General features: G+C 38.0%; 22 protein-coding genes. 6 read left to right on the top strand and 16 right to left on the bottom strand.

The genetic code is table 11. The annotated features are described in order from the left end of the window. The first annotated feature begins 128 nt into the window (after positions 1-128). From JFY49_RS16530 to JFY49_RS16520, 3 genes are all read left to right on the top strand, one after another. Positions 129-1097 (top strand): IS30 family transposase, encoded by a 969-nt coding sequence (locus tag JFY49_RS16530; protein WP_235712942.1) that lies wholly within the window; start codon positions 129-131, stop codon positions 1095-1097. Positions 1098-1291: 194 nt separating this feature from the next. Further along, positions 1292-2365 carry a DNA cytosine methyltransferase gene (locus JFY49_RS16525; protein ID WP_200224936.1) on the top strand — a complete coding sequence of 358 codons (1074 nt, stop codon included), beginning with the start codon at positions 1292-1294 and terminating at the stop codon, positions 2363-2365. A gap of 105 nt (positions 2366-2470) precedes the next feature. Continuing rightward, positions 2471-3796: a DNA cytosine methyltransferase gene (locus JFY49_RS16520; RefSeq protein WP_043041742.1), complete on the top strand. Its 1326-nt coding sequence runs from the start codon at positions 2471-2473 to the stop codon at positions 3794-3796. A gap of 57 nt (positions 3797-3853) precedes the next feature. Here the strand turns inward: JFY49_RS16520 and JFY49_RS16515 are convergent, their stop codons facing one another. Further along, a complete protein-coding gene (locus JFY49_RS16515) occupies positions 3854-4291 on the bottom strand; it encodes a hypothetical protein (RefSeq protein WP_038350010.1) in 438 nt (145 codons plus the stop codon). A 383-nt stretch (positions 4292-4674) separates the two neighbouring features. Between JFY49_RS16515 and umuD the strand changes: the two genes are divergently transcribed. Then, positions 4675-5193: a translesion error-prone DNA polymerase V autoproteolytic subunit gene (umuD, locus tag JFY49_RS16510; RefSeq protein WP_033917549.1), complete on the top strand. Its 519-nt coding sequence runs from the start codon at positions 4675-4677 to the stop codon at positions 5191-5193. 47 nt (positions 5194-5240) lie between these two features. Beyond that, positions 5241-6479, top strand: coding sequence for a Y-family DNA polymerase (locus tag JFY49_RS16505; RefSeq protein WP_236754007.1), 1239 nt, complete (start codon positions 5241-5243; stop codon positions 6477-6479). 134 nt (positions 6480-6613) lie between these two features. On the opposite strand, the gene JFY49_RS16500 is transcribed toward JFY49_RS16505, so the two are convergent. The 13 genes from JFY49_RS16500 to JFY49_RS16440 all read right to left on the bottom strand — a co-directional run bounded on the left by JFY49_RS16500 (position 6614) and on the right by JFY49_RS16440 (position 15756). Continuing rightward, positions 6614-6862 (bottom strand): hypothetical protein, encoded by a 249-nt coding sequence (locus JFY49_RS16500; protein ID WP_033917550.1) that lies wholly within the window; start codon positions 6860-6862, stop codon positions 6614-6616. A 51-nt stretch (positions 6863-6913) separates the two neighbouring features. Next, on the bottom strand, positions 6914-7375 hold the full coding sequence (locus JFY49_RS16495) for a hypothetical protein (protein WP_046127872.1): 462 nt from the start codon (positions 7373-7375) through the stop codon (positions 6914-6916). 22 nt (positions 7376-7397) lie between these two features. Next, positions 7398-8354, bottom strand: coding sequence for a hypothetical protein (locus JFY49_RS17585; RefSeq protein WP_227504909.1), 957 nt, complete (start codon positions 8352-8354; stop codon positions 7398-7400). A gap of 336 nt (positions 8355-8690) precedes the next feature. Next, on the bottom strand, positions 8691-9116 hold the full coding sequence (locus JFY49_RS16485; RefSeq protein ID WP_005006029.1) for a hypothetical protein: 426 nt from the start codon (positions 9114-9116) through the stop codon (positions 8691-8693). 38 nt (positions 9117-9154) lie between these two features. Beyond that, on the bottom strand, positions 9155-9349 hold the full coding sequence (locus JFY49_RS16480) for a hypothetical protein (protein WP_005028569.1): 195 nt from the start codon (positions 9347-9349) through the stop codon (positions 9155-9157). A 142-nt stretch (positions 9350-9491) separates the two neighbouring features. Beyond that, positions 9492-10640 carry a hypothetical protein gene (locus JFY49_RS16475; protein ID WP_005006031.1) on the bottom strand — a complete coding sequence of 383 codons (1149 nt, stop codon included), beginning with the start codon at positions 10638-10640 and terminating at the stop codon, positions 9492-9494. A gap of 180 nt (positions 10641-10820) precedes the next feature. Beyond that, positions 10821-11579 (bottom strand): zinc-finger-containing protein, encoded by a 759-nt coding sequence (locus JFY49_RS16470; RefSeq protein WP_200224935.1) that lies wholly within the window; start codon positions 11577-11579, stop codon positions 10821-10823. Between the two features lie 101 nt (positions 11580-11680). Beyond that, positions 11681-12289, bottom strand: a complete 609-nt coding sequence (locus tag JFY49_RS16465; protein ID WP_005006032.1) for a hypothetical protein — start codon at positions 12287-12289, stop codon at positions 11681-11683. A 31-nt stretch (positions 12290-12320) separates the two neighbouring features. Further along, the gene (locus JFY49_RS16460; protein ID WP_033917499.1) at positions 12321-13154 is read right to left on the bottom strand and encodes a hypothetical protein; all 834 of its coding nucleotides are present in this window, start codon (positions 13152-13154) and stop codon (positions 12321-12323) included. 12 nt (positions 13155-13166) lie between these two features. After that, a complete protein-coding gene (locus tag JFY49_RS16455; protein ID WP_227609679.1) occupies positions 13167-13754 on the bottom strand; it encodes a hypothetical protein in 588 nt (195 codons plus the stop codon). A gap of 274 nt (positions 13755-14028) precedes the next feature. Continuing rightward, positions 14029-14559 (bottom strand): hypothetical protein, encoded by a 531-nt coding sequence (locus tag JFY49_RS16450; RefSeq protein WP_005006040.1) that lies wholly within the window; start codon positions 14557-14559, stop codon positions 14029-14031. Between the two features lie 200 nt (positions 14560-14759). Continuing rightward, the gene (locus tag JFY49_RS16445; protein WP_227609677.1) at positions 14760-15242 is read right to left on the bottom strand and encodes a hypothetical protein; all 483 of its coding nucleotides are present in this window, start codon (positions 15240-15242) and stop codon (positions 14760-14762) included. A gap of 79 nt (positions 15243-15321) precedes the next feature. After that, a complete protein-coding gene (locus tag JFY49_RS16440) occupies positions 15322-15756 on the bottom strand; it encodes a DUF6573 family protein (RefSeq protein WP_038350030.1) in 435 nt (144 codons plus the stop codon). A 149-nt stretch (positions 15757-15905) separates the two neighbouring features. Between JFY49_RS16440 and JFY49_RS16435 the strand changes: the two genes are divergently transcribed. Continuing rightward, positions 15906-16403 carry a cold shock domain-containing protein gene (locus JFY49_RS16435; RefSeq protein ID WP_038350031.1) on the top strand — a complete coding sequence of 166 codons (498 nt, stop codon included), beginning with the start codon at positions 15906-15908 and terminating at the stop codon, positions 16401-16403. A gap of 69 nt (positions 16404-16472) precedes the next feature. Here JFY49_RS16435 and JFY49_RS16430 read toward each other — a convergent pair whose 3' ends face one another. Together JFY49_RS16430 and JFY49_RS16425 are read right to left on the bottom strand one after the other, a co-directional pair. After that, complete coding sequence (locus tag JFY49_RS16430; RefSeq protein ID WP_042892733.1) at positions 16473-16811, bottom strand: hypothetical protein; 339 nt, start codon at positions 16809-16811, stop codon at positions 16473-16475. A gap of 157 nt (positions 16812-16968) precedes the next feature. Beyond that, on the bottom strand, positions 16969-18066 hold the full coding sequence (locus JFY49_RS16425) for a phosphohydrolase (RefSeq protein WP_042892735.1): 1098 nt from the start codon (positions 18064-18066) through the stop codon (positions 16969-16971). Positions 18067-18092: the final 26 nt, after the last annotated feature.

The raw sequence follows: 18092 nt of genomic DNA, 5'->3' as shown, positions 1-18092 counted from the left end.
TGCATCAACCAGTAATGGGCAGAGTAAAACTTGAAGTGCGACATAAACCACCTAATTAATTTAAAGGGTTTATGGAGTATATAAAATTGTCATACCATCATCTTAACTTTGAAGATCGTACTGCATTAATGCTTGAGTCAAGAAAAGAAGGCTTTTCAGCCAGAAAATTTGCTGAACTCATTAAAAGACATCCTAGTACGATCTATCGTGAGCTTAAAAGAAATAGCATCAATGACGTTTATCAAGCTCAATATGCTTCTGATAACACCTTCGCTAGACGTAGACGTGGTCACAGAAAACTCAAAATCGATTCAATCCTCTGGAAATTTATTGTTGAAGCGATCCGTTGTTTATGGTCTCCTCAGCAAATAGCAAAACGTTTAAAGACATTTCCTGATTTGGATCAAACAATGAATGTAAGCCATACAACGATTTATTCAACGATACGAGCATTACCAAAGGGTGAGTTGAAAAAAGACTTATTATCCTGTCTGCGTCATGAAAATAAAAAGCGAAAAGCTAACGGTGAACCTAAAAAAGATTCTATATTACAGGATATTAAAACTATTCATGAGCGCCCAGCCGAAGTTCAAGAAAGAAAAATACCGGGTCATTGGGAAGCTGATTTAATTAAAGGTAAAGACAATAAAAGTTCGATAGCAACACTTATTGAACGAAATACACGGCTCTGTATCTTGGCAACATTACCTGATGCAAAGGCAGAATCAGTGCGCAAGGCTTTAACTGAAGCTCTGAAATATTTACCTGCAGAACTGCGTAAAACGTTGACCTATGACCGTGGACGCGAGATGGCAGAACATAAAATACTTGAAGAAGATTTAGGCATAGATGTATATTTCTGTGACCCACATTCACCCTGGCAAAAAGGCACATGCGAAAATATGAATGGTTTAATTAGGCAATATTTACCTAAAGGGATTGATTTAAATCAGGCAGATCAGCATTATTTAAATCAAGTTGCCATGTCACTGAATACTCGTCCTAGAAAAGCGTTAGATTGGCTTACACCATTAGAGAAATTTGCTCAGCTTGTTGATTATCATATGGCTTTTGAAACTGTCGCACCTCATGTTTGAATTCGCCATGTAACCACTAGCATTAGAGTTATGTGAGGGTATTAATAAAATATAAATCTTATTTTCGCTAATAATAAAAGGCTGATCATTTCAGCCTTTTCTATTTCATATTATTTTTTTTAAAAAAGTTTTATTAGAAAAACTGACTCTACAATTAAGTAATCAAGCTCATTGCTTAAAACTTGGAGTCGGTCGTGGATTTAGTAAAAACGCAAAACAACAATGAACAATTGCAACTTTTCAATAAGCTTTTATTGGATGCAAGAAGTAGTTTTATTGATGCTGAGTTTAAGATTTCAAACATCTTTGATGCACCGCATAAGAATGAAGTTGTTCGCTTAAATAAGAAATCACAAGCATATGTAGAAGCTAATGGCTGGATGTCCAGATCTTCCGCATTAGAACGTTTAGAACAATGGAAAAACGTTGCGTTTAACCAATATCTAGATCCAACGATCCGCACCCAAAACAACCAAAAAATTGTCCTTTCTCTTTTTGATTTGTCTGGCACATGGTCACAACCATGGGTTGATGCTGGCTATCAAGTATTTCGGTTTGATATACAGGCAGATCCTTATTTTGGCGATATTAATAACTTCAGCGTGGAATTCTTTAACGAGCTTTTTGCATGCTTTGATGGTTTGGACGTTCATGCGATTTTAGCTGCATGCCCATGTACAGACTTTGCTGTTTCTGGTGCAAGACATTTTACTGCCAAAGATGCTGATGGTCGCACGTTAAGCAGTATTGAGCTGGTGTACCAAACTTTAAGAACAATTGAATTTTTTAAACCGAATATTTGGGCAATTGAGAATCCAGTAGGGCGTATTGCGAGCTTAACCGGGTTGTCGCCGTGGCGTCTGTCGTTTGATCCGTTTCATTTTGGTGATACATACACAAAGAAAACATTATTGTGGGGCCGTTTCAATGCCGACCTACCAATTGCACCTGTTGAACCTGTTGAGGGCTCTAAAATGCACCGCCTATACGGTGGCAATAGTATTGCGACTAAGAATGCTAGAAGCGTAACGCCTGAAGGTTTTGCATACTCATTTTTCACGGCAAACAACGCACATAGCAATTCGTTAATGACGATTTGCAACAAGTATGATCGTTTAGATCCTGAGCTTTTGAGTCGCTGTTTAAATAGCGGTTTGAGTGACTACGACATCTCTAATTTGATCGATGACGATTATTACGACTGTGATGATTATTCAGCACATCAAACATTAGAAAGTGCCGTTGAAAGCATGGGGGTGGCTGTATGAATCTGAGCAAGGTTATTCATGCTTATAGGTATCTGTCTCCAGAAGATGTACCGCATGAATTAAGAGATCTAAGCCATAAAGGGGCATTTGTAAGAGGGAATTTCTATGTATAACTTGCTTCCACATGAATTAATCGTTGATAACTTTGCTGGCGGTGGCGGTACATCAACTGGTTTAGAACGTGCGTTCGGTAGACCGATTGATATTGCAATTAATCATGATCCGAAAGCCTTGGCCATGCATCGCATCAATCATCCAAAAACAAAGCACTACTGCGAGAGTGTTTGGGATGTTAACCCTGTAAAGATTACGGGCAATCAACCTGTTGGCTTGGTTTGGCTTAGTCCAGACTGTAAACATCATAGCCGTGCGAAAGGTGGCAAGCCGTTAAACAAGAAGATCCGCGGTTTAGCTTGGATTGCTTTAAGGTGGGCTGCAACAGTTCGACCACGAATCATCATGCTTGAAAACGTGGTTGAGTTTGTTGAATGGGGTGATTTGGATAAGAACGGTAAACCGATTTTAAAGCGGAAAGGGCGAACGTTTAACTGTTTCGTGAATGCGCTCAGGTACCAAGGGTACACGGTCGAATATCGTGAACTACGAGCATGCGACTATGGTGCACCGACATTGAGAAATAGATTTTTCTTAATTGCTCGGCGTGACAATTTACCGATCGTCTGGCCAGAACCCACACATGCTGAATTTGACTTTTTTGCACCTCAAAAAACGAAAAAACAACCATGGAAGACAGCTGCTCAATGTGTGGACCTTAATTATGAATGTTTAAGCATATTCAAGCGTAAAAAACCTTTAGCACCAGCTACATTAGAGCGAATTGTGAGGGGGATTTTAAAATATATCGTTCACAACCCAAAACCTTACATCGTGGACAATGTGGCGCCAATTCTTACTGAGTGTGCCAATGGTTCAAGTCGTAGATCCATGCCAATAAATGAGCCATTACGTACAATTACAGCAGAAACAAAAGGCGGTACACATGCGCTATACGTGTGTCACCTATCTAAAATGAAAAAGGGGTGCACTGGCCAAGAGCTATCAGAACCATTTCACACGTTAACGACCGTGAATCAGTTTGCGGAAGTACGTGCGCTACTTTTGAAATTTACCGGGCAATTCAACTTTAAGAATGACTTGTTTGAACGTTTCGGCTTAATCGAAATCAATAATGAACATTATTATATTGAAGACATTGGTTTTAGGATGATTCAACCATTTGAGTTGTATAAGGCTCAGGGCTTTCCAAGCAATTACATCTTTACTCATGGTGTAGATGAAAATAACCAAAAAATTAAGCTGACGAAAACTGAGCAATACAGAATGGTAGGTAACTCAGTACCTCCAGATCTATCCCATGCACTTGTCAAAGCAAACTTTAAACATGAAATGGAATATCAAATTGCATCGTAAAAAAAACCTAGCATTGATTGGTCAATGCTAGGTGGGTATAAGACTTTTCAGGGGCTCTTATATTGCAAATGCTAACTGTGCTACTGGTGGCTTTAACATGCCCATTGATGTTAATACATCAGTGTATGTACGTACAGACCAGGTATTCGTTGATATATCAAAATAGATACAACTAAAAATAGTTTTGTACTCAGCGTACAGGGTAATCAAGTCAAAGCTATCGATATTGGCATTTTCAACCCGTTCGCTATATGTTGTACTGTAAGAGACACGCGTTAGATCTTCAGGTGCAAAATAGACAATACGTGCTTTGTCGCCGTGTCGTTCGTGGTTGTATTTGATCGTATTACACTTTGATAATCTCTCAATGTAACGGTCAAAAGATGCAGAATTTTGAACCTCTTTGTAGAGTATTTCCGCTGCATGGTAAATAAAGCAGTTGCTTAACCCAATGCCGTGCGAACTAAGGACTTTTTCTCCATCTGTTTTAAACATCGTGTAGCGTAGATACATCTTGAATACTCCAGGTTTTAAGCAATGAGCTTGATGTATTCATTTTAAAGACTGTTTGGGCTTTAAAATTTTTTCAAAAAAAAACCTAGCTAGGCTAGGTCAAAAGGGTAGAAGTTAATTAAATAACCTGAAGATCCAAAGTCCTAATGCTAAAAATGCTTCTTCCAGCACTTCAATCTTGGTTGTGTATTCAAGTGAATATAGATGTCCAACATATCACTTGAGTTTTTCTAAGATCTAAGTCAATTTTGAACTTCCAATACGACCAGTAGGCAAGTGGCATGCCTACTGGTTTTTATTTTTTGATTGATCATCAGACATGCAAGAAATAGAATTGGTATATATATTCTTTCACCGGTCTTGAGATGTCAGAAAAATCAGAAATACCGCTTAAAGCTGGTGATTTAGTTGAAATTGAAGCTCTTGCTCCTGGTGCACCTAAACGCATTCCAGTGGCGTTAGAGCTGCTGTCGGCTGGATTTGCATCACCAGCACAAGATTTTATTGAAAAGTCGGTCGATCTCAACGAAATGCTGATCACCAATGAGTACTCTACGTTTATTGGTAAAGTAGGCTCTCGTTCCATGCTAAATGCCGGTATAGATATTAACGATAAGCTCATAATCGATAGAAGCTTAGACGCCAAGCATCTAGATATTATTGTTGCTCAGCTAGAAACAGACTTTACCGTTAAGCGGTTGATGATCACCAAGCAAATGTCAGCTGGTGAAATTAATGAAATTTTTGGTCCAGATGCAAAATCTATCCCTCCAGTTTGGCTTAAAGCAGAAAACCAAGAGCACTCACATATTTTTCTAAAACCTGAACAGGAATTGATTGTGTGGGGCGTAGTGACTTACATCATTAAAGACGCACGAAAATGACAAACCGGGTATTTATTCATGTTGATATAAATTCGGCATATTGTTCGATGGAAGCATTTTGGAACCCTAAGTTAAAGGGTAAACCATGCGTTGTCTTAAGCTCTAATGATGGAACAATCATCGCGAGAAGCGCTGAAGCTAAACTCTTAAAAATCCCGATGGGTGCGCCACTCTTTAAGGTCCAAGACATCATCAATAAACATAACGTTCATGTGCTATCGAGCAATTTTGCGCTATATGGCGAAATGTCACGCCGTTTTCATGGAATATTATCTGGTTTTGTAGATCCAAGCTGTTACAGCATTTACAGCATTGATGAAGGCTTTATAGAATTTACTCAATTTACTAAAAACTTTGATGCTACTGAAATGGCACGGGAGATTCGGCATCAAGTATATAAGTTTATTGGCTTAACAACGTGCGTGGGTGTTGGTAGAACACTGACTGAAAGTAAAATGGCCAACAACCTTGCCAAAAAGAATCCAGAATTAAATGGAATCTGTAATTTAGTGACAATGAGCCTGGTAGATGTCGAAAGCTACTATCAAAGCATGCCAGTTGATGAAATATGGGGTGTAGGGCGAAAGTACGCTAAAAAGCTTAATGACATGGGGATTTTAAGTGTGCTGGATCTTGCAACATCCAACCCGAATCGAATGCGTGAACTCTTCAATGTGAATATGCAAAGTACGATTTTAGAATTGCTTGGCCAGCCATGCTTTGAATTTGAAAGTTCACCTAAGGCGAAACAACAGATTGTCTCGAGCAAATCTTTCGGCCAGAAAATTACTGAGCTCTCAATTCTTCAAGAAGCCGTCAGCAAATATACCCATAATGCATTCAATCGGCTTGTTGCTGAACACCAGCTATGCGGATCTCTGATTGTTTTCTTGCAATCCAACCCATTTGACCAGTCAAAACCGTATTACAGCAAGTCGTTAACATACACGTTTACCCAACCTACAAACAATTTGATGCAACTGGTTAAAGCTGCCACATCACTGATTGATAAATTGTACAAAGAGGGGATAGAGTTTAAGAAATGTGGCGTGATGTTGTGTGAATTGATAAAAGAAGAACATCGCACGATCGGCCTACTAACTGACGTAGAGCAGCTTGAAAAAGAGCAAGCGTTAATGACGGCGTTTCAAAACATTCAAAGTAAGTTTGGCAAGGCTAAAATTGCTGCTGGATCATGTAATCTGAAAAATAGAGATTGGGAACCTAAGTCAGAACGTCAAAGCCGTAACTATTTTAGTGAGGCTGGTATGATTGTCTTCAATTGATTCATTTGAGGGAATTTGTTGGCAATGACGGGGATGGTCAGACTCGAACTGGCATTCAAGGAATCAAACCTTTGCCTTAAAGAGATTGATCAAATCTCAAAATCAATTGGCTACACCCTCGGAAATATAAGAAATTAAGATTGCTGATAGCTTCTTGGTGATTCAGCTGGTGTACCATCATCATATCGCCAAAATAAGAAGCTTCCACTCCATTCGACTTCACCTGAAGCATAGTCACGGATCTTATCGCTCCAGCGGATAGGTTTAATTTCATGGTCTAAGAATTCATCCCACACAATAAACGCCGTGCCATCTTTGTTTGGGATTTGGTCCTCTATGAAGAACCAGGGTGACTTCACATCAACAGAACAGCGTTTTGTCATTTTGTCTCTCTCACTCTTTTGAGTCGTATGCATATTCATATAAGCCTCAAATCAATTGAAAAGATCCTGGAAACTGTTTTGAACGTCAGATCGTGCGATCGGCGCTGTTTCTTGTTGCACAACTTCATCAATCAAATAAGCAACAGGACTTACAGATTGGCTTTTTGTGAAAGTCGGTGCACCAGCTTCAGCGATAAACTTCTCGCTAATCGGTTTTTTGATTTCTAAGCGATACACACGGCGCAGCTTGTTTAAGCAATCAGACATTGAGCCATCGCCAATACCGTGACGGGCTTTCTTGTTATCACGAGTCTTAAACGTGAAGTATGGAAAATGTTTGGCCATGACTGCAGTAATGTCTTTACCAACCAAGTAAATGTGGCTGTGTGTTTCGTAGAAGTGGGTAAATGACGTCTCTACGTGATAAGCAGCCAACAAGCTTTTTGCTTGAGGGTCAGTGATAACCGATTTAACTTGGTTAATCATTTTTTTGGCAATTGTTTTGTTATTCATGATGAACACCCTATAAATTTGATTAATTAGATTGAGTTAATGCAAGTTGCGTAAAAATACGTTTTAGGCACACTTTACATGTAACAAGGTGCGGTACCGTGTCCACGGTAACTTCACCTACTTTCATTTTGAATTCTTTCTTTGCTTCATCTGCAGGGAATAAGCCTCCAGCTGAGCACAAGTACTGGTTTTTCTCACGAACCAATTTAGATCCTGAGTAGTCTTCATCAAAAACCAAGTGAGTCACTGTATTTGATTTTTCACCATCGCCCCATGATCCAGCTGACAAGCCTGACATTACAATTTTTACACCAGTGAACCATTTGAACGGTAAAGCACTGAAGTTTTTCTTCTGATCGATAGCATCAAAGATCGGTTTAGCTTGTTGCAGCGCATTGAATAATTCAAACAATGCAGTAATTTTTTTCTTAGCATCCTGTTCAGCCTGGTTCCACTTGGTTTGCGCCTCATACTCAGCACGGGTATACCAGACCACTTGCCCATTTTTTGCATATAGCCAAAGTTTTTTACCAGTCATGAGATGGTTCACCATCGCATCGGGCATATCAAACATGAGGTTGTTAAATGACATAACTTTGTCATTCAGGTTGATAAAAGACTTTTTATCTTCAGGTAGTAGCACCGGCACTAACGTAGAGCGTACTAATGCTTCGTAGTTGTCAGTAGACATGCTAGAACGTGGGAAACTATGACCTGTAAACACTGGCTTAAGATAAGGGTTGTATGGCAACTCAGTTGCTAAAACCTTGGTGGACCATTCTTCCCACAAATTGAACTTTTTAGCTTGTTCAACCATATGGTGCAGATCTGCAGTAGAAATTCTAACTGATGGCATTGAAGGGTTATTTATTGATTCTGGCGCACGAGTTACACGAACAAGTTCTATAACTTCATGCGCTTCAATTGGACCATATTTGCGATCAAGGTTTTTGCTAAGTAATTCATTAATAGTAACCATTTCAACTCCAAGTTTTAAGCTTTCTGCTTCAATATGTTTATTTTAAGATAGAACCTAAACCAAAAACTTTTTTAAAATTATTTATTTTTATTATTGTTTTACTGATCCTTGCTGCGACTTTTAACAGATAGCAGCTAAAAATGGTAATGAGGATGCTATTAAAATGATGGAAGCAATTAAGGAACCATAAAAATAAGCATTGATCCTGGTGCGCCAGATCTAGCGCTGGCCACAACCAAATTTCTAAACCTTTTTTTAATCAACTAAAAAAACATCGAATGCGGTTTTCAACTGCCAAGAAGTGAAGCAATAGACATGCTTCACTAGTTGTTGTTCTTAAACTTCAGTCAATTCATTAATATCTAGGATATGAACGCCGTTTGATGTCAGTAGCCAACATGGGAGGGTATGTGCTTCAGTGACTTGAAGTATGAGGCTGTTAAGAGTGTCACTAGATTTTTTGCAGTAAAGGCAATCAGGCTCAGGATTGCTACCATCATCATCAATCAATGGCGTGTCAGCAATTAAGCGGTATGAAGCATACTTAATGATGTCAATATCATCGGCATTGATTGGCTCTTTTGAGCTTAGGAGTACTTGCTCTAAGCTGAATGCTTCAGGTTCAATCCATTTAACCTTGCTGGTGTTTTCAATCTGGTAACTTAACTGAGTGCCATCAGCAAAAAACACGACAAATTGACCATCTTCAATGTGCTGTACTTTAAAATTGCATGGAATGGTGAATGTGTTGTAGTAATTCATGGGGTTTCTCCAAGTTGTAGGCGTTGAGCCTAAGTTGATTAATCGTTTAAAACAGATTCGATAAAAGAGAGTATTTCAGCTTTAAGAGATGCTGAAATGGTTGCAGTATTTAACTGGCTTAAATACATATCAGCTTTGTCTTTTATTTCTTTTGACGTTGCAGTTTTACGAATTAAAACTAATGTATTCCACATATTAAAACCTTTAAGGATAGTGATTAAATCTATATTCATTATACAAAGCGCAATAGCTGTTTAATTTTTCTTAAAATTTAAAAATTCAAAACCTTTTTAATCAATTAAAAAACATCGAATGCGCTTTAAAAAATGCCCAAAAGAAAAGGGATAAGGTTTTACGCTTATCCCTGTTTGGGTTTTAGATATGGCAATCAACAATCGTGATTATATAGTCGCTTGGAAAGCTCTTGAGCAAGGCTTGGTTTTTGTTTTCCCAATCTTCTTCCTTGCGAATATCCTGTCCAAACATGCCACACTCTGAACCTGTCCAGTCGCCTATTTCATCACCACTGGTCGCATCTAAGAAACAGTATGTACCGAATGGGTTTGCTGATTTTTTAGCTACGAATTCTTCACGGCTCACCAAAAATTCATCAAAATCATAGCCACTCAAGCCATAAAACTTATCAGTGTCATTGGCTCTAATTGTTTTGATTGAATCTTGGTTATGATAAATATCACGCTTTTCATTGACTGTTTCGATTGATTCATCAGCCCACAATTCACTTAATGGACGCCAAGTACGTGAAGCATCACCGATACATTTTTCAAAGTAGTCATAAACACGGTTGGCTTCGGTTTTTAAACGGTTGATTTCGGATTCAAAATCAAGCTCACCAATCGGGCAACTATTCACATTACGTCCATCAAGACGCAACAGCATGTTTTTCCAACGTCCTCCGATTTCATACCAATCGTATTTCGGATTCGGGTTGGTGGTGGTGAAGTAATCGACCACTTTGCCATCAGCATCAAGCTCTATCCATTCTGTCCAACTTTCATCAGGTTTTTCACCTGTCAAAACAGTTGGCGTAACTTCTTCGTTATACCAATTAATGAACTGTTGAAGCTCAAACACTTCAGTACATGGCACATCTTTTTGATGCCATTGAATGAACATGCCTAAATCACGAATGCGACTTGAGTACGTACCATCATCGTTTTTGACCTGTACCACTGATAAATGCTCACCGCCGTTCGGGAAGTCAGCAAAAATATCACCTTTGTTGTTTTTGATGGCATCAAGCTCTAAGTCTGTTGCATCACGCACGAAACGAGGGTCGTCAAGAAACGCATAGCGCTCTTCACCATCATCTAAGATAGGCTTTGAGTTTTTCATCAAAGTGATTTCTGTCGATTCGTATTGGTCTTTAATTTCGTCCAATGATGATTCTGAAATGCAATATTTGTTTTTAATGCCTGAGCATTCAAATTCGTAAAATGGTTCTAGGGCATCTACAACATCACCATCAGGGGTGGTAACTACTGCAACTGTGAAATGTGACATTTTAAAATCTCCAAGTTTTGAGCCGTGTGCTCTACATCTGAGATTCCAAAATAGCTATTAAGTGGCGTTTATAACTTTTTCTTAAAATATGAATGAAGCTGAATATAACAACGGTAGTGGTTCAGCAATGAAAATATTTTAATCAATTAAAATCACCGTATACGTTGAATAAAAGTAATATCAATTATTTCTATTTAATGAAATAAAATAAGGCTCACATATTAAAATAACCTGATTACATAGATCTATATCAAAAAAAGCAATGTGGCATAAATGGTGCGATATATTTAACTTTTCTGATAACCACTTATAGCCTAATCTTCTTGCTTGGTTTTTTGTTAGGTTCGGGTGTGTAATTAACTTTCTTTGCCATAAGTTATCAAAAAAATAATGTGCTTTTTTTCTGCAAGCTCTAAGTTCTTCATCTGCAATATATCCTAATGGTCTACCATCGCTATTAATTCCAACATACTTTGAACAAATAGGGCATATATAAGATTTATTTACTAATTCTAACTGAACTTCGCATTCAAGACATTTATATGATGGTAGGTGAATATTATTATGCCAGCCAAACTTAGACTCTATGCTATCTAGTGGTGCGGATATTTTATTTAATGGGCAATTTAAATAAACAGATAATTCTTTTAGAACACCAACATTGTTGCAACTATTAGCCCACCACAATAAAAAGTTATATTTCTGCTTTAAAATAACAATATTTTGAGTCTGGTTTTTCCAATACTGAAAAAGTACATTTATGTGTCTACCTTTAATCTCATTTGATCTAAGCCTGAACGTGTTATATCCGAATGATTTTAATATTGCATCACATTCTTTTATTAAGTAAAAGTTGTAATGCATCAGGTGATCTTCATTTGTATTTTTACTTTTATTCTGTTTTTTATTTAGTTCATTAAGCTGATAACTTAAAGTCATAAGGAATCCTATATTTAGGGTTTATAATTTATATGTTAAAGAAAATAAATAAAAGATGGCAATAATTAATAGTTGCCATCTTTTTGAGTTCTAGTTAATGATTAAATATATTCTTCAACCGTACTGGTCATAAGTTTTTTCATCTTGTAAGGTTTGTAATGAGGAACATAACAAGGCTTGCAAACTGATTCATAGGTTTTGGTATCAGAATGATAATAAAAACGATCCAGTGGTTCATAACCGTTGCAATGATGGCAATAACGCTCAAAACCCAATGAAGTGAAGATCATCTTCTCCATAAATGCTTGTTTTTTATGTTTTGCTTTAAGTGTGGGTGAGTTTTTGACTTCACAAGAACAGATGTAATCTTGGTAATTATCTAACTCTGGTGATTCTTGGTATATACAAACAAACCGACTTAAGACATTCGGATCAAAAATATTCCATTGCTGGTCATGTTCTGAAAATAGGAAATATCCATCTGCACCTGATGGCATTTCTTTACTGTATTTCGAGTAATGGATAACATGTTTTTCCGTTGGCTCAAAGTCATTCAGGAACATTCTCAAGGTATTGATGTTCGGGAATTGCACTTTCATTAACTGTGCTTGAGTCACCAGATTGGATCTTGATTCGTAGTTCACCAGAACCATAATTTTACGGCTTTTGTCGATTCTGCCGATGATGTAATTATAGATATGATCAGACATTGTATTTTCTCCTATTCCATAGAGATCCATGTTAAGAACATGGATCATTCCCAAAAAATGCAATGAGATCGTTGCTCTGGTAGCTAAACTGCAATTCGGTGTAGTCCATTTTCAGTGTGCTATCTAAGTACGGTGTAATGTCGAGTTGCACGAATGAATCAATAAATTCATTTTCTGCGCCATACGCATCTATTGAGCCTTTGAACAGCTCCAGTACATTGCATGTTACATAGTCGCCAATTTCTGATTTATGTGTCTTACATGATGGTAGTAGTGCCAAGTCATTCAGGATCACTTGAACATGAGTGCCATCATATGAGCCTTGATATAGGCTGTAATGTTTTTCAGGATTCAAGATACATTCAAGAACTAAATCAAAGTTGTTGCTGTAAGAGTTACGCGTAGCGACATATACACTTTCTGCTACTGGCTTTTCAACTTTGGTGAGTGTGATTGAGTCTGAATGCTCATAAGCGAACAAAATAGGGTCGTCTACGTCTTGTTCTTCATCTGGCTCAATGTCCATTAACGCCAAGCGTCTATCTTTGGTTTCTTGGTCGAGAATTTCCCAACCATCGATAGATAAAGTACCGCCGTCAGCAAGTTGAATGAGAACAGGGGTTTCTTTGTCCTGATCCGTATTGTCCAGAATGGTGAAGATCCCTAGTAATCGAACCCATGAAGTGATTAACTGGCAAATGGGTAGGTTTTCATTAATTTCATGGCGATTCTTGCAAGACTCGCTAAACATCGCCAGATTTTCAGGGTGATTAATATCAATATAGACATTGTGCAAAACAGCATCAGCACTGGTGTTGTTTGGTGCTTCGTAGCTCAATTCAATCAATAAGTATTTTTTAGACATGATCAATATTCCTTAGTACAAAACTTCAGTGCCAACAACGCAATCCAAAAACTTACCTTGCAGATCAAATACTAAAAATTGTTGCAGTTCTTTTTGTGTCGAGTGGATGTTAAAAACAGGCACAATCAAGCTGTCTTTTTCAAATAGGTTATGGTTGTTAATGACGAAATCATGAGCTGAATAGCAATGACCTTGCAGATATACACCGCAACGCATCAGCTTATCTAAATCAAAAGATTGAGAGATGTAGTGAACATCTTCTGGTGCATATTCACTGGCAATATCTCGGCTATATGCAAGATTGACTTGCTTGACCAAGCTTTGTTGAAAAAAGTCGCTGTCATGCACTTCTGAACGTGCGATGTCAGTAACAACTAAAATGGGTTGTGTTTCCCAAAAAATGCTGAGCAATTGATTAAAATCAAGATGCTCAGGGAATTGAACTTTTGAAGTAATAACGCCCCAATCATCAAGGGTTAAAGATAGAAAGTTTCCGTAATGATCAAGCGGAATAACCGTTAATACATTAAGGTCTTGATGCAATTCTTCGTTATACGAAAAATCAGCAAGGGAATGACCTGTATTTAATTCAGGATTCACAATAATGTTTAATGTTTTAGAACGGTTTGTAAAAAAATCAAGTAGGCTTTTCATATCTTCAACTCCAAGTTATAAGCAATTGCTTAGGTATGAATTAATTATATTTGTGAAATATCCCTTAAAAACTTTTCTCAAATTACTTATGGAACTGGCAATGAAAAATTCCAATATTTTTTTAATCAATTAAAAAACATCGTATACGTCATAAAATCTAAAGGCATAAAAAAAGAGGGTAGACCTTTATTGGATCTCCCTCTATTTGTTTAATGGTTTCTTATGACAGGTTGTTTTTAAAGTACTCAATCAGTCTTAAATAAACAGTGTTCGCCATAAAATGTGAGCTATGCAGCGCATTAAAATCTGCGACATCTTCAAAACATTCAGTCAGTAATGCACTGGCGAAACCTTTATTCCATGTATTGAACTTTTCCAGTTCTGCATCTGACAGCAAATCATATTGAATCATGTCATTAATGGCTTGGTGTTGTAAATTTATCGCCACATCCATGACTTCGCCCTCAATCAATGCATGAGAATCATCAGGACTGAATCTAAATGATTCGTGAGCGTCTGCGATGGCTTGAACCTGTAACGGTGCATTGACTTCAATGCAGTAGGCTTGTGACTTATGTTGGTGAAATAAAACGACATCCAGTTCAATGTTAAAAATAAACTGCGGATCTGCTTTGGTTGCTACGCCAATCACATTGATGACGCAACTTGGTAAACCGTCATACGCTTGGGTGAAGCTTTGTAGCAAGTGGCGCACATTAGCAGTACCAGTATTAAATTTTTGTAGTTGCATTGTCGTATCTCCAAGTTTTAAGCAATGAGCTTTGATGTATTCATTATATCGGTGCATGTGGCCTGTATAACTTTTCAGTAAAAGTATTTCGGCTGATAGGCTCATGATTTCAAGTTATTTTTAATCAATTAAAAACACCGTTTACGGCCATCATCTTATGAAAGGAATAAGCTATGGGTGCTTATTCCTGGTGGGTGTGATTAGTGCGGTTCTACGTCATACGTGTTTTCATTTTCTTTAAGTCTGGCTTTTTCACGCTTCAGTCTTAAACGCTCTTGATGTTCCCTGTACAGGTTGGTGAGTTGACCGACTGGCAAATGTAGAAACTTTAGATCAATGTTTCTTACCCAGCTATCAACAGCAAACTTTTTGCTTTTTTTAACGTCTGGTATTTCGTAACGATTACCCTTGATTGCGCCTTTTACGGCATTTAACACGAGATCCGCGGTAGCTTCATTCCAGCACTTGAATAATTTAATGCCTTTAAACGCCTTATATTTAGCTGGTACTTTTTCACTGTACTTAAACAGCTCTCCAGTAGATGTCACTGCGATAAACCAGTCACAACGGACAAGCTTCATCGTTTCTATACGTTTTAATTCGTTTTTTTCTCTTTGTTGTTCTATTTCTTGCATATTTGCAAAGCCGAATAAGTCAGGGTTGTCAATTTTCATAGTCGCCATTTGAATTTTTTATACCTCTCAATGAACGTTCGGATCTCAAAAAAACCTAGCATTGGTTGGTCAATGCTAGGTGTTGTGTTTATTGGTCTTCAGGCATCATAAAAGTAATGATAGGCTCACCATTCACACCAGGCCCAACCGTAGCAATATTGGTGATTAAGGTGTCAGAAAAGGTATGCGGTGTATCTTGTAGAGCATATTTAAACTTAACGCTTTGGTCATTAAGTGCAACTGAACCACGAACGCTCATGTTCAACATATCAAAGATGGTATATCCCATTAAATCATTGATTTTTTCTGCATCAGCTTCCGTACCATTCGGAAAAATTGCTTTTGCAGCTGTCAGGTGCTTGTTATACAAGTTGCTTGTAATATAAACAGGGAACTTATAGAACTGTTTGCAATCTTTGGCATGTTCTTCTTTATCGCTAAGGCAAATAATCACGCCCTCTTCTAAAGCGTCTTGTAAAGAAAAAACAGTGATGACTTCAGCACCAGCGAAAAAATTATTCATAATAGCTACTCCATGTTTTAAGCAATTGCTTTTGATGTTTTAATTATAATAAATCCATAAACCTTAAAACTTTTTTTTAAAAAAAGATAGTATTTATTTAGGTTTAACAAATATAATTAATATAGCTTTTAATATATATGGGGTTTTAGGTGGTACTAACAGGAACAATTAAAAAATATAATAATGAGCGTGGTTTTGGTTTTATATCTACGAGTAATTTTGGTGATGTATTTTTCCATATTAAGGATTTTCAGAAAGGCGAACAGCCAATAGTAGGTCGAGAGGTCTATTTCGAGGTAGTTAAAAAAGAAAATAAAAATAGGGCAATCCATGTTTACTATTCCGACCATGAACAAACGCATGACAAGCAAAAATCATTGCCACTATATCTATGGATAATTTTTATTAGCATAGCTATTGGGGTGGCATATCTAGGTAGCATTCAATTAAAGAAATATCTATATAAAGATAATCAAACTACAAATGTTATATATCAAAAGCCAGTAGCCTATAAGTGCGATGGTCGTAAGCATTGCTCTCAAATGCGATCTAAAGAAGAAGCTGATTGGTTTGTGAAAAACTGCCCAGATACCATGATGGATGGTGACGGCGATGGCGATGCTTGTGAAAATGATTCAAGGTGGTAGTTGTATAGTTTCAGACAATAAAAAATGAGCTATTAATACTTAATTAATAACTCATTCCTTAGGTTGATTTTAGATTTCTGCCAGTGTTTTACCGTCTTGTAATTCATTAATCTGCGCCAGTGTGACAGCTTGAGCGTCATATTCTTCTGTCACATACGATAAAATTTCTTCTATTGAGCATTCACCAACTACACCCCAAAGCACAAAATTGGTATGGGTTTTTTCATTCCAGACCTGCTCAACTTGTTCTAGATCCAGATGCCCAATACTCACCAAAAGGTCATAAGCCAATGCCCAATTTTCGTAACGGCTGACAGATTCATCAATGATAGGATCATCAGACATTAAATAGGTCATCATTGCCTTAGCTTTACAGAACTTTTGCATTGTTTCGTTTAAAGTTGTCATAAACATCATCTCATATTGATTGGTTTAAAATCATTTTATGCTGACAGGTGGTGTCAAAAACTTATTCAAAAACAAAATTATTCCAAACCATTTTTAATCAATTAAAAAACATCGCTTGCGGTTTTCATCCTAAAAAGGTGCCAAATGGCACCCTAATTTACAGCGATCCACAACCCTCCTTGTTGAATGCGCCTGGTGGAACCGTCCAGTTATCCGTGAACACTGGTAGGTAATAACTTTCAATTTTGGACTGTACCAGTGCTTCCATATCCTGAATGTCGAATGGCTCAATGCCATTGCTCAGACTGACGACATCGATCTTTGAGCGACTGATCGTACAATCAAACTTTTGTTCATAACCAGCGATCAGCTGAGCGCGTTCCGGGTAGTAGGTGCTGATGGTTGACCAGATTTTAGGACTGTTGAAGATACAGGTCATGCATGAGCTACGGCCCCAACCTAAGCGATATGGCACTGGTGGCGTAACCTTGTACTTCTCCAGTAACGCCCATACTTGCTCTTCAGTGAAGTGAAGCACGTTCTTCCACCAGTCAACGCGTCTTGCTTTCTTACCGCTTCTACGGTCGCATGGGTGCGGTTCTAGCTGGTTGTACTTACTGCGGTTTGGCGACTCTTCACGGCGTTCACCAGTGATAAAACAAATGTTCTTGCCGTCAAAGCGTTCTTGGTTGTTCAATGCTCTGCGTCCGACATCGATCTTTAACGCTGAAGAACACCAGCGCGTCATGAGGCTGGCTGCTTGTTGTGGGAACTTCAAGCGTGTGCCTGGTTTACTGCGGTTGTTGTCGCGTTCAAGCTTAATTAAGCCCTCTGGTGTTTCTACGAAGTGGGGTTTTGAGTAGCTGTTTTCTTTGAGCATTTCGCCAAGGAAACCGCCCTCGAGCCAACTGAAGTACAATGGTGTGTCGAATGCCTGAGCGAATGCTTTGGTATAGTTTTCCATGAACACCCAATCCATGAACGGCTGGTTTTCTTCATCAATTTTGTGGTGCCAAAGCTCAATTTTGCTTTTATCTACTCCAGCCTCCAGTAAGCGCAAATACGCTGCAATCGAATCCTTACCGCCACTTAAGCAGACAATAAAAATGTCATAGATACTTAGATCGATGTCTGGTGCTTCATGAAAAACATGCTCAGCCAGTTCTTTGTTTAGATCGGTACCAGACAGCAACTCCAGTTGCCCGGCTATTGTTGGGATGATGACTTGATCATCGTACTTATGCGCTGTATTCATTCGACTTACTCCAGATTTAAGGCTTT

Origin of the sequence: Acinetobacter sp. CS-2, from assembly GCF_016599715.1 — a bacterium.
Taxonomy (GTDB): domain Bacteria; phylum Pseudomonadota; class Gammaproteobacteria; order Pseudomonadales; family Moraxellaceae; genus Acinetobacter.
Note: the sequence above shows the minus strand (reverse complement) of the source record. Positions and strands in the feature narration are given on the sequence as shown.